This window comes from Marinobacterium aestuariivivens (assembly GCF_042661465.1).
GTDB classification, from domain to species: domain Bacteria; phylum Pseudomonadota; class Gammaproteobacteria; order Pseudomonadales; family Balneatricaceae; genus Marinobacterium_A; species Marinobacterium_A aestuariivivens.
This window is the reverse complement of the sequence record NZ_JBHSWE010000001.1, coordinates 4047968-4060614: the sequence shown is the minus strand read 5'-3', so window position 1 is coordinate 4060614 and position 12647 is coordinate 4047968. Positions and strand designations below refer to the sequence as shown.

11 protein-coding genes and 1 pseudogene are annotated in these 12647 nt (G+C 55.6%); 1 reads left to right on the top strand and 11 read right to left on the bottom strand.

From position 1 onward, the window contains the following. Nucleotides 1–45: 45 nt before the first annotated feature. From ACFQDL_RS21170 to ACFQDL_RS21145, 6 genes are all read right to left on the bottom strand, one after another. Complete coding sequence (locus tag ACFQDL_RS21170) at nt 46–741, bottom strand: hypothetical protein (RefSeq protein ID WP_379910741.1); 696 nt, start codon at nt 739–741, stop codon at nt 46–48. 103 nt (nt 742–844) lie between these two features. Beyond that, nucleotides 845–1141 (bottom strand): hypothetical protein, encoded by a 297-nt coding sequence (locus tag ACFQDL_RS21165; protein ID WP_188860170.1) that lies wholly within the window; start codon nt 1139–1141, stop codon nt 845–847. 107 nt (nt 1142–1248) lie between these two features. Then, complete coding sequence (locus tag ACFQDL_RS21160) at nt 1249–1686, bottom strand: hypothetical protein (RefSeq protein ID WP_379910740.1); 438 nt, start codon at nt 1684–1686, stop codon at nt 1249–1251. 113 nt (nt 1687–1799) lie between these two features. Next, the gene (locus ACFQDL_RS21155) at nt 1800–2747 is read right to left on the bottom strand and encodes a hypothetical protein (RefSeq protein WP_379910739.1); all 948 of its coding nucleotides are present in this window, start codon (nt 2745–2747) and stop codon (nt 1800–1802) included. A gap of 342 nt (nt 2748–3089) precedes the next feature. Continuing rightward, nucleotides 3090–3614 (bottom strand): hypothetical protein, encoded by a 525-nt coding sequence (locus tag ACFQDL_RS21150; protein WP_379910738.1) that lies wholly within the window; start codon nt 3612–3614, stop codon nt 3090–3092. Nucleotides 3615–3711: 97 nt separating this feature from the next. Continuing rightward, on the bottom strand, nt 3712–3969 hold the full coding sequence (locus tag ACFQDL_RS21145; protein ID WP_379910737.1) for a YgiT-type zinc finger protein: 258 nt from the start codon (nt 3967–3969) through the stop codon (nt 3712–3714). 251 nt (nt 3970–4220) lie between these two features. On the opposite strand from ACFQDL_RS21145, the gene ACFQDL_RS21140 reads away from it, so the two are divergent. Beyond that, entirely contained in the window at nt 4221–4727 is a 507-nt protein-coding gene (locus ACFQDL_RS21140) for a phage integrase N-terminal SAM-like domain-containing protein (RefSeq protein WP_379910736.1), read from the top strand. 205 nt (nt 4728–4932) lie between these two features. Here ACFQDL_RS21140 and ACFQDL_RS21135 read toward each other — a convergent pair whose 3' ends face one another. The 5 genes and pseudogenes from ACFQDL_RS21135 to odhB all read right to left on the bottom strand — a co-directional run bounded on the left by ACFQDL_RS21135 (nt 4933) and on the right by odhB (nt 12641). After that, nucleotides 4933–5445 carry a YgjP-like metallopeptidase domain-containing protein gene (locus ACFQDL_RS21135; protein ID WP_379910735.1) on the bottom strand — a complete coding sequence of 171 codons (513 nt, stop codon included), beginning with the start codon at nt 5443–5445 and terminating at the stop codon, nt 4933–4935. Between the two features lie 2295 nt (nt 5446–7740). Next, entirely contained in the window at nt 7741–8622 is an 882-nt protein-coding gene (sucD, locus tag ACFQDL_RS21130) for a succinate--CoA ligase subunit alpha (RefSeq protein WP_379910734.1), read from the bottom strand. Further along, nucleotides 8622–9787: pseudogene (gene sucC / locus ACFQDL_RS21125) on the bottom strand (ADP-forming succinate--CoA ligase subunit beta). The gene sucD and the pseudogene sucC overlap by 1 nt, the downstream one beginning before the upstream one ends. Nucleotides 9788–9906: 119 nt before the next feature. Beyond that, entirely contained in the window at nt 9907–11370 is a 1464-nt protein-coding gene (gene lpdA / locus ACFQDL_RS21120; RefSeq protein ID WP_379910733.1) for a dihydrolipoyl dehydrogenase, read from the bottom strand. Nucleotides 11371–11417: 47 nt separating this feature from the next. Then, nucleotides 11418–12641 (bottom strand): 2-oxoglutarate dehydrogenase complex dihydrolipoyllysine-residue succinyltransferase, encoded by a 1224-nt coding sequence (gene odhB / locus ACFQDL_RS21115; protein ID WP_379910732.1) that lies wholly within the window; start codon nt 12639–12641, stop codon nt 11418–11420. Nucleotides 12642–12647 lie beyond the last annotated feature (6 nt).

Sequence of the window (12647 nt, the reverse complement as noted above, 5' to 3'; positions counted from 1 at the left end):
CTAGAATATTTTAATACCTATTGACGTGGGGACGGCTCATAGGTGTTAGGCATTTTCGTATTTCAGCGATGCCTCGGAGGCGGAATCTAAGTGAAATATTTCTGAACCGTTCTGACGACGCACGAGAAAAATTTCCCCATTACCGCCAGGCCCCAACGCCCAAAAAAGCTTCGGCCAAGATTTACGAATTCCCTGCACCTTCCGATACGCATTGCGTTCTGCCGGGTTTTTAGGCTCGGACTCAAGTGGGTGAAGGGCGCAGAAAATATTCATAAAATGCAATAATTTTACTATTTCTTTTCTGTCCTTTTTGACTTCACAAGCTATGACCTCTTTATCCGACGCTCCTTCATAGCAGACTAAATCGAATTCCCATGTTTTTGATTGTGCGCCAAGATTCTCAACTGGCCATCCGTATTCTTTATTCAATCTCGCCAAAGCGCCAATCGTAATCACTGGCTCAATCCAAAGGGTGACCGGGCGAGGCACGACATTCTTCGCTCCTTGCCAGAATATTTGTTCTTTTGCGGCACTTCTTGGAGCCATAAAGAATCCATCTGATTCAGTCACCAAACTACTATCTACGGCTCGCATGAACCATTGCGCATCAAATTCATCAAGCTTTTCTATAGAAGATGTCTTAAAACCATCTGGCGAGTAGTTGCGACGCGGGGCGCCACAAAACGATAACAACCAGTCCTTCTCTAACCGTTCGGTGAATATGGCAATTGAATTTGTCACTTATGTGTCCTTTCCCATGCCTAACGCTCAATTAAGGGGCCGAAAAAGCGAAGCTTTTGAGGTCCCAGCCCGCTTGCGGGCGACTTTAATTTATTGTTATGTATCAATGGGTTTGATACTTCTCAGCTACATACCGATTGGCATATTCCATTCGTGCCGCAGCATCCAATTGGTGCCCATTTTTCTTGCACCACTCTGGGAACGTCTCCGGGTCAATATATGCTTTTTCGACAATAGCACCTTCTGACTGAAGCTTGTCATAAATTCCCTGAGCATCTTTCAACCATTTATCAAATGTATCGGGCAGCTTCCTGCCGTCTTTAAACATCTTTTTTAGACGCGCATAGTCTTCTCGCCTGTACCAGGCAATCCCGGTTGCTCTGACTTGATATTCCGTCATACCTTCCTCCCTTTTCCAGATACATAACGCCGCCAGCAGGCGACCATTTGTAGTGAAGCCGAAGGCGCAACGAACAATGGGTCGCGCTGCCTGGTTTTGTTATGCATTTAGCATAGCCTACTTAGCTCACCCTTAACTTTTAACTTTCGAAACTCTTCTGTTACTAGTTTTAGGCATTCAGAGAGCTCATCCTCTAGATAAAAGAAATCTTCTGCTTTTTTTTGCAAAGTTTCCATGTTCGGATTGCTGCCGACTGTAACTATAAGTGCTTCGTGAGCGATGTAGTTTCGTTCAGTTCTAAGTTTATTGAGACGCTTTTTCAGGTCTTCATTTCCATTGAGCTTACCAAATACATTAAGCAGTCGCTCAAGTGGATAATTTTCCACGTCGCTGATAGAGAAATCGAAGTGGATATGCTCTCCAACTAGCATATTAATATAATCATAGGAAGTTCCTATATATAGCTTCAGCGACAGCTCCAATAGCTGAAAGCTTGTCAGTAAACCAACCGTTCGATCTTTGTAAAACTGTTGTTCCTGCTTCATTTCGTACCTTTATGCATAACGCCGCGCTCTGCGGAAATTTGGGAGCGACAGCGAGTAAATTTTCCGTAGCAGCGCTTTGTTGGGCGGCAACCCGCAGATTTCCACCAACAGACTCACTCGGAGCTTGCAACTTCAGAGACAGGAAAGCACTTAACTGCAAAATATGTGCGCTTAGAGTCAGATTTCTTCTGCTCAACTTCGACGATTTCGCCAGCAAAAGTGCATGATCCCATTGCCTGACAAACCGCCGTGGAAAATTCACCATACGGAGCGGAGGAAGAGTTGATGAACGAACCAACATAGTGTCCATCATCGTCGTACACACAGAGGGTAGCGACTCGATTACGATGGTCGCCAAGTTTTACTGTAATTGCCTCTCCAACACTCAACTTGTTCGGATCTCGAAGCCCATCCCAATCGGTATCGGCAAAACCTCGCAAAGTGAGATAACCATCCTTGGTAAGGCGTTGGGCGAATTGCATACGCGGCCTCGGGCGGCCGCGTTCACTTGCGTAAAGCTTTAGCTCAGACGATAGAGAATTCTTTAATTCTTCAATTTTTTCACTTAGTTGGGTCGAAGCTGAATCCATACCAGTATCTTCTGGCTCCTCGTCGACCTCAATATCCTGTAGCTCTTCAATCTGCTCCAATGATTCAATTTGATCCCCAATCACATCTGCCCAGTCGAGCTTAGATGACTGCGCTGTTTTCTGGATAGATTGGGCCATCACACTTGCAATATCGAGCCCATGAAGCTGCTCAGATTCCTCTCCGCGCTTAGCTTGCTCAAGGCGCTTTAAAAGGTGATTGATTTGGACTTCAACCTCCTTGATCCTTCGAAAAGCTGAAATAGCAAATTTTCTCTGTCGCTCCTCAAAATCCTCTTGCGAGGCCTCCTTGGACAGATACCACGCAAATGAGAGCGAAAAAACAAATTGAAGCACACTAAATAGCGCTGATTCTGTGCGGCTTACAGTGCCACCTGACATAGAAACTTCGGTGATAACCAGCCCTATTGTTGCCACGCCCAAAACAGCGATAAAGATATTTTGCCTACTCACTGTACGTTCCTTCTAAGAGTACATGTCGCCCAACGCTCCGCACAGGGGCCGACAAAAAAGCGCAGCGTTTTGGCGGTCCCAGCGACTAACGGGAGCGACTGCTGCAGCTTGTTAGCAATTAATATACAGGATCCTCATATAAAGAAGAAAATCTAACATTAGAAGAAAGTCCGTATTTTTCTGTAACACTAGTGACCACATCATGAAACCATTTAGGTGCAGTTGGAGAAACATGGATAGTTTCGATTAAAGAATTCAAATCTACGGGCACATTAACACCAGATTTGTCATTATTTTTCCCAACGGCAATGGTCTTATCTTTTCCATTAGGAAGTTCCTGAATTAATGCTCGGACTTCTTTTTCATGCTCAAAAGACTTTCGCTTATGTGTAAATGGATAAAAAAGTTTCCTTCCGGTAACCACTCGGTTTCGTAATCAATGTAATTTACTAATCCGACATATGCGTTTTCAGGTAATACACCTACTAACTTTTTATATGTTGTTTCAATGGCAACTGATTCATTTGTCTTTGCATACAGATCCCACATTGCTGCGGATTCATAATTATTAGCATGCCAACAGCTAATATATGTCCACTCTCTTACCCACTTTGAAAAAGTGGTTAATTGTATAGTCATTTTTTCAAACTGATCAGAAGGCATATCTTTATATAGATGCGGCCTTAACGCGATATTAGCTTTTGAATAAGAGCCTTCAAATGGATCTTTGAACAAATCAGACCTGCTGAAGAAAATATTTCCTGATGAAATAAGCGATACAAACTTCGTAAAGTCCATATACCTCCATAATCTAACATCCATATTCTCAGGCTGATTAAAACACATATGGGTGGTCGTTGCTGGCATAATACTCCCTTGTATTGCTAACGCTGCGCACACCGGCGCGAGCTTGCGAGCGTCCGGCAGCCGAAGGCTGCGAAGTGCTGCGCCTGGTTATGGGTGCTCACTTCCTGCCACCAAAATTATGGTGTTGAAACTGTGGTACAACGACTTCCTTACCGCTAGTCAGCTTTTCACCGCAATAAGGGCAGAACGCCACCTGAATTTTAACGATCTCGATTATCTGCCCCTCATACTCAAGATAATGATCGCGTTCAAGATCTTCATCTGTAGCTACCCTATTCAGGTTCAAGTAGACATCGGGGCCATCTTCTTCAAACCATACCTCACCGAGCGAGCAAGAAGGACAGCTATGAATCATTATTTCGAACCTCGTTCAGCACTCATAACAGCCTGTTAATGAGGCCTTCGGCCTCATAATAATTATAAGAAGGTATACCTTTTAATTTTTGTTACGAAGCAGCACAAATGTGTAACACTTTGATTTCCATCGTAAAGTCGCTTCTTTAATAATTCTGTAAGGCGGTTAAAAGGTATTTCACCTCGACAGCAGACCGACCAAAAGCTATAAGTATAGATTCTTCTGAACATTTCAAGGACGAGGTGTCGAAGATGGCTAGGTCTCCCTTTCTCGAGTCCGTCGAGGATTTCATGCGTGTTCAGCGCTACAGTCGCCGGACGATCGAAACTTACCTGTACTGGATCAAACTCTTTATCCTGTTTAGTGGCAAGCAGCATTCGTCGGCCCTCGGCGATGAACACATCAAGCGCTTTCTGACCTTCCTCGCCACCGAGTGCAACGTCTCGGCGGGCACCCAGACCCTGGCGCTGAACGCGGTCGTCTTCCTCAAGACCAAATACCTCGGTCAAACCGTGGGCGATCTTGCGGGCTTCAACCGCTCCCAGCGACAGCGTAAGCTGCCGGTTGTCTTGACGCGTAACGAGGTCGCGGCGTTGCTCGCCGAATTGAAAGGCGTTCACTACCTGATGGCCGCGCTGCTGTATGGTTCGGGGTTGCGTCGCATCGAGCTGGTACGACTGCGGGTCAAGGATATCGATTTCGATTACCGGGAGGTTCGCCCGGCGACTCTCAGAAAGAGGATATCGAACAACGCATAGGTGATCTTGGCGGCCTGACGCTTATGGATGATGCCGGACGGCTGCCGGGCAGGAGCCCTGAGTCTCATTGACCGGTTCGCGAAAGCCCTTATCGGAGCACATCGGGTCAACCGAAGGAAAGTGTCAGCGCCGACTTGGTCGATTTTCGTTCGGGCACTCACCCTGCCACGCAGTCAGGTATCGTTGGACCGGAATGCCGGTATCGTCACCACAGATCGCCGAAGCGGTCGCGATGACAGAGATACAAGCGCAGATCGAACTCCAGTTGGTGGTAGTCCGGCTCCATATAGCAGCAGAGCTTGTAAAACGCCTTGTCGTGCTCCTTCTCGCGCAGATGGGCCAGCTCATGGACCAGAATCATCCGCAACAATGGCTCCGGCACCTTGCGAAACAGGGACGAGACCCGAATCTCGTTCTTCGACTTCAGCCTGCTGCCCTGCACCCGCGAGACATAGGTATGCAGGCCCAGGGCATTATTGATGACGTGGATCCTGTCGTCGTAGACCACCTTGCTGATCGGCGCGGAACTGCGCATAAAGCGGTTCTTGATCGCCTGGGCGTATTCATACAACGCCCTCTCCGCAGCCAACTCATGCACCTGCGGATACTTTTTCAGCAACCAGGCCCCCGCCTGATTGCTCTCCAGCAACGCCTGAGCCTGTTGCTGAACCTGCGGACTGTAACAACCGAGGTAGTTGGATGTTTTAGGCTTGCTCATGATGACCGCGTAAAGAGAAATTCGGAGACAGTATACCTGTTCCGGCGGCATCCTTGCTTTCGGTTCCACGCGCCTTGGGGCCGGCAACTTTCCGGTAACTGTCCCGGGATGGGTCGCGAAGTCCGCATCACCCGGATTATTCGGTGCGGTGCGGTGCGGTGCGCTTCGCTTTACTGTAAACCGCTCCTGCGTTTACAGCATTTCCACCATCCATGGTGGTCACCAGCGCACCCTACGATGGGCCGATCTTCGACGGCAGGCGATTCGCCCGGAGACCGGGCTCCCACCCAAGAGATGCGCGGCATCGCGGGAGTCGCTCGGGCACGCTACCGCCCTTCCGTGCGGTTGTGCGGAAAGCCGTTATCGGATCGCGGCCGGGGAATACGCCCGGGATTAGCCGGCGTTGTAAGGGATACGCCCTACACCGACAGGACCGATACGGTGGTAAACGTCGATTACAGCTTCGATTTCGACAACGCGGTTCCGGTCCTTCGGGGGATGCACTCCTGTGCGCTTTAGCCGCTGTCTGGACAGAGTAGCGGCGAATTCAGGCGGGGTAAACCGTTTTGACGGTGATGGGCTCGTGACGGGGCGCAGACCGTTGACGGTTATGCGTTTCGTGAGGCGTGAAGGGTAAGGTGCAAGGGGTGGTGATTGCGGGTTTGGTGTCGTCGGACGTCGTGGAAAACGGAAAGGTTATCCGGAGTTTTGTTTGGCGCTCTGCCGACCGAGGTCAATCGATCTGTAATGCGATCGATATGGTGGGCTTCCCGATGCCCGGACCACAAGGCAAACGGTAAGGCCCTTGCGATGCATCGCTCAGCCCACCCTACGGTTCGTGCGTTCGATCGGCAATGGCGCAGGGCCAGGGACGGGATGTCGATTGCGGGTTTGGTGTTGCCGAACGTCGTGGAAAACGGAAAGGTTATCCGGAGCTTTGTTTGGCGCTCTGCCGGCCGAGGTCAATCGATCTGCAATGCGATCGATATGGTGGGTTACGGCGCGGTTTGGGTCCGCGGTATGCGGTCAAGGCCCGGTGCCATCGCGCCTTCACCCACCCTCCGGTTCGTGCGTTCGATCGGCAATGGTGCAGGGCCAGGGGCGGGAACGATGTGTCGATTGACGCCGTGCCGGCCGAGACCAATCGATCTGCAATGCGATCGATATGGTGGGCTTCCCGATGCTCGGACTACAAGGCAAACGGTAAGGCCCTTGCGATGCATCGCTCAGCCCACCCTACGGTTCGTGCGTTCGATCGGCAATGGTGCAGGGCCAGGGGCGGGAACGATGTGTCGATTGACGCCGTGCCGACCGAGACCAATCGATCTGCAATGCGATCGATATGGTGGGCTTCCCGATGCCCGGACCACAGGGCAAACGGTAAGGCCCTTGCAATGCATCGCTCAGCCCACCCTACGGTTCGTGCGTTCGATTGGCAATGGTGCAGGGCCAGGGGCGGGAACGATGTGTCGATTGACGCCGTGCCGTCCGAGACCAATCGATCTGCAATGCGATCGATATGGTGGGCTTCCCGATGCCCGGACTACAAGGCAAACGGTAAGGCCCTTGCGATGCATCGCTCTGCCCACCCTACGGTTCGTGCGTTCGATCGGCAATGGTGCAGGACCAGGGGCGGGAACGATGTGTCGATTGACGCCGTGCCGGCCGAGACCAATCGATCTGCAATGCGATCGATATGGTGGGCTTCCCGATGCCCGGACCACAAGGCAAACGGTAAGGCCCTTGCGATGCATCGCTCAGCCCACCCTACGGTTCGTGCGTTCGATTGGCAATGGTGCAGGGCCAGGGGCGGGAACGATGTGTCGATTGACGCCGTGCCGGCCGCGACCAATCGATCTGCAATGCGATCGATATTGTGGGCTTCCCGATGCCCGGACCACAAGGCAAACGGTAAAGCCCTTGCGATGCATCGCTCAGCCCACCCTACGGTTCGTGCGTTCGATCGGCAATGGTGCAGGACCAGGGGCGGGAACGATGTGTCGATTGACGCCGTGCCGGCCGCGACCAATCGATCTGCAATGCGATCGATATGGTGGGCTTCCCGATGCCCGGACCACAAGGCAAACGGTAAGGCCCCTGCGATGCATCGCTCAACCCACCCTCCGGTTCGTGCGTTCGATCGGCAATGGAGCGAGGCCAGGGATGGGGTGTCGATTACGGGTTTGGTGCATTCCCCATTCGCCCGGGGGCCGGGCTCCCCGGGAAAGTGCGTCGCCCAAAAACAAAAAGGCAGCCGAAGCTGCCTTTGTCGTTACCTGAATGGATCAGGCGATGTTACTTGGCTTCCCAGCCGGTCAGTTCGGCCAGTGCCTTGCCGATGTCGGCCAGGGAGCGGACGGTCTTGACGCCGGCGTCTTCCAGTGCGGCGAACTTCTCGGCCGCGGTGCCCTTGCCGCCGGAGATGATCGCACCGGCGTGGCCCATGCGCTTGCCCGCCGGAGCGGTGACGCCTGCGATGTAGGATACGACCGGCTTGGTGACGTTGGCCTTGATGTAGGCGGCGGCCTCTTCCTCGGCGGAGCCGCCGATTTCACCGATCATGACGATCGCTTCGGTCTGCGGATCCTGCTCGAACATCTCCAGGATGTCGATGAAGTTGGAGCCCGGGATCGGGTCGCCGCCGATACCGACGCAGGTGGACTGACCGAAACCGGCGTCAGTGGTCTGCTTGACCGCTTCGTAGGTCAGGGTACCGGAACGGGAGACGATACCGACCTTGCCCGGCAGGTGGATGTGACCCGGCATGATGCCGATCTTGCACTCGCCCGGAGTGATGACGCCCGGGCAGTTCGGGCCGATCAGGCGCACGCCCAGTTCGTCGCACTTGACCTTGCACTGCAGCATGTCCATGACCGGGATGTGCTCGGTGATGCAGACGATCAGCTTGATGCCGCTGTTGGCCGCTTCCAGGATGGAGTCCTTGCAGAACGGGGCCGGTACGTAGATTACGGAGGCTTCTGCGCCGGTTGCCTCAACGGCTTCCTTGACGGTGTTGAACACCGGCAGACCCAGGTGCTCGGTGCCGCCCTTGCCCGGCGTTACACCGCCGACCATCTTGGTACCGTAGGCGATCGCCTGTTCGGAGTGGAAGGTACCCTGGCCACCGGTGAAACCCTGGCAGATGACCTTGGTGTCCTTGTTGATCAGAATCGACATTATTTACCCTCCGCTGCCTTGACCGCCTGCTGGGCGCCGTCGGTCAGGCTCTTAGCTGCAATGATATCCAGACCGGATTCGGCCAGACGCTGGGCGCCGAGTTCGGCGTTGTTGCCTTCGAGGCGGACAACGACCGGTACTTCCACACCCACTTCCTTGACCGCACCGATGATGCCGTCGGCGATCAGGTCGCAGCGTACGATACCGCCGAAGATGTTGACGAAGACGGCCTTGACGTTGGCGTCGGAGAGGATGATCTTGAACGCTTCGGTGACGCGCTCCTTGGTTGCACCGCCGCCCACGTCGAGGAAGTTGGCCGGCTGGCCACCGTGCAGCTTGACGATGTCCATGGTACCCATGGCCAGGCCTGCGCCGTTGACCATGCAGCCGATGTTGCCGTCCAGCGCAACGTAGTTCAGGTCCCACTCGGCCGCACGGGCTTCACGGGCGTCGTCCTGGGACGGGTCGTGCATTTCCTGCAGATCCTTGTGACGGTACAGGGCGTTGCCGTCCAGTACCACCTTGGCATCCAGGCAGTGCAGGTTGCCGGCATCGGTGATGACCAGCGGGTTGATTTCCAGCAGCGCCAGGTCCTTTTCCTCGAACATCTTCGCAAGACCCAGGAAGATGTTGACGAACTGCTTGATCTGGTCGCCCTGCAGGCCCAGCTTGAACGCCAGCTCGCGGCCCTGGTAGGGCTGGGCGCCGGTCAGCGGGTCGATGGTGGCCTTGAGAATCTTTTCCGGAGTCTCTTCGGCGACTTTTTCGATCTCGACGCCACCTTCGGTGGACGCCATGAACACGATACGACGGGAAGAGCGGTCGACGACCGCACCCAGGTACAGTTCCTGGGCGATGTCGGTGCAGGTTTCAACCAGGATCTTGGAAACCGGCTGACCGTTTTCGTCTGTCTGGTAGGTCACCAGGTTCTTGCCCAGCCACTGCTCGGCGAAAGCCTTCGCTTCTTCCGGAGCGCTGATCAGCTTGACGCCGCCAGCCTTGCCACGTCCACCGGCATGCACCTGGGCCTTGACGACCCACTGGCTTCCGCCGATTTTTTCGCCGCTTCAGCAGCTTCTTCCGGAGTATCTACCGCGAATCCCTTGGAAACCGGCAGACCATAGGCGGCAAACAGCTGTTTGCCCTGGTACTCGTGAAGGTTCATGCTCTTGTCCGTTGTCTCTTCAATGTTTGGATTCTGTATCCCCTCAGGGAGCATACAGAAAGCCTCGTGACGCCGTTATTCGACAAGCGTCTAATGTGGATGACCGGGTCGTTGCCCGGTCATCCGAAAGCCGGGATCGCCGGCTTACCTTTTTTACGGTTGGCGATATGGATCGCGTGATTGTCCACGGCCAGGGCAGCTTCGTGCACCGCCTCGCTGACGGTCGGGTGCGCGAACATGGTCATCTGCAGGTCTTCGGTGCTGGAGCAGAACTCCATCGCGATAACGCCCTGGGCGATCAGCTCGGAGGCGATGCCGCCGACCATGTGCACGCCCAGAATGCGATCGGTCTCTTCGTCGGAAATGATCTTGACGAAGCCGTCGGTGTCATTGGATGCCATCGCACGACCCGAGGCCGCGAACGGGAACTTGCCGGTCTTGTACTTGACGCCGGCGGACTTCAGTTCCTGTTCGGTCTTGCCGACCCAGGCCAGTTCCGGATGGGTGTAGATGATGTTCGGCACCACATCGTAGTTCACCTGGGCCTTGTGGCCGGCGATGATGTCGGCGACCATGATGCCCTCTTCCGAGGCCTTGTGCGCCAGCATCGGACCGCGTACCGAGTCGCCGATGGCGAAGACGCCCGGCATGTCGGTGCGGCACTGCTCGTTGACCTTGATGAAGCCGCGCTCGTCCAGCTCGACGCCGCTGTCGCCGGCCAGCAGGCCGTTGGTCAGCGGGCGGCGGCCGACCGCCACGATCAGCTTGTCGACAACGATCTCCTTCTCGCCTTCGGCGTCGCTGAACTTGACCTTCACTTCCTTGCCGTCCAGTACCTCGGTACCGGTGACGCGGGCGCCCAGGCGGATATCCAGCCCCTGCTTCTTCAGCAGCTTGGCGCCTTCCTTGGATACGTCCTGATCGGCCATCGCGAGGAAGCTGTCCATCGCCTCGAGCACGGTCACTTCGGAACCCAGACGGGCCCAGACCGAGCCCATTTCCAGGCCGATGACACCGGCACCGATCACGCCCAGGCGCTTCGGCGTCTCGTCGATGTTCAGGGCACCGGCGTTGTCGAGGATCAGGCCCTCGGTCAGCGGCGCCGGCGGGATCTCGACCGGCACGGAGCCGGAGGCCAGGATCACGTTCTCGGCCGCGTGCACGCTGACGGAACCGTCGGCGGCGGTGACTTCGACCTGCTTGCCGGCCAGCAGTTTGCCGGCACCCTGCAGCAGGGTGACGCCGTTGGCCTTGAACAGGCCGGCGATGCCGCCGGTCAGGTTCTTCACGATGGTGTTCTTGCGGGCGACCATCTGCTTGACGTCCATCTGGACATCGGAGGCGTTGATGCCGTGAACCTGGGCGTGAGCCTTGACGTCATGGAACTTGTGGGTGGATTCCAGCAGCGCCTTGGACGGAATGCAGCCCACGTTGAGGCAGGTGCCGCCCAGAACCGGGGTCCCCTTGTCATCGATCCACTTCTCGACACAGGCCGTTTTCAGACCCAGCTGCGCAGCCCGAATTGCCGCCACGTATCCGCCGGGGCCGGCACCAATCACTATCACGTCAAATTTGTCAGACATCGATCTTCCTATCCTTTAATGCACTCGTCGGTTTGCTGTGGGCTGTCTCAGACATCCAGAAGCATGCGGGCCGGATCTTCCAGCAGGTCCTTGATGGTGACCAGGAATTGTACAGCCTCCTTCCCGTCGATCATACGATGGTCGTATGACAGCGCGAGATACATCATCGGCAGGATCTCGACCTGGCCATTGACCGCCATCGGGCGCTCCTGGATCTTGTGCATGCCCAGGATCGCGGTCTGCGGCGGGTTCAGGATCGGGGTGGACATCAGCGAACCGAAGACACCGCCGTTGGTGATGGTGAAGGTACCGCCCTGCATGTCGTCCATGCCCAGTTTGCCGTCACGGCCGCGCTTGCCGAAATCGGCAATGGTGGACTCGATATCGGCCAGGCTCATGCCGTCGGTATCGCGCAGTACCGGCACCATCAGACCGCGGTCGGTGGACACGGCGACGCCGATATCCTGGTAACCGTGGTAGACCATGTCGTTACCGTCGATCGAGGCATTGACCGCCGGGAAACGCTTCAGCGCTTCGGTGGCGGCCTTGACGAAGAACGACATGAAGCCCAGGCGGGTGCCGCCGTGGACCTTCTCGAACAGGTCCTTGTACTGCTTGCGCAGCTCCATGACCGGCTTCATGTTGACTTCGTTGTAGGTGGTCAGCATCGCCGCGTTCTGCTGCGCTTCGACCAGACGCCTGGCGATGGTCGCGCGCAGACGGGTCATCGGCACACGCTTTTCGACCTTTTCGCCGGCCGGAACACTGACCGCAGCGGCCGGCGCCGGCGCGGCCTTGGCGGCCGCAGGAGCCGGTGCCGGGGCCTGCGCGGAGGCCGCCTTGCCACCGGATTTGAGGAAGTTCTGCACGTCTTCCTTGGTGATGCCGCCGCCCTTGCCGGTGCCCGGGATCTGGCTGGCGTCGAGATTGTTTTCCTCGATCAGCTTGCGCGCGGCCGGGCCAACCTTGTCGCCTTCGCCGGAGGCGGCGGCGGACTCGGAAGCGGCCGGCGCCCCGGCGGAGGTGCCTTCGGCACCGGCTTCGAACTGGGCGATCACCTCGTCGCTGAGGACGGTATCGCCCTCGCCCTTGAGGATCTCCTTGATGACGCCGTCGGCCGGTGCGACAACTTCCAGCACCACCTTGTCGGTTTCGATATCCACGATCAGCTCGTCAGCGGCGCAGGCCTCGCCCGGCTGCTTGTGCCAGGTGGTGACAGTACCGTCCGCGACGGATTCCGGAAAAGTCGGGGCTTTGATTTCGATGGACATGTTGTT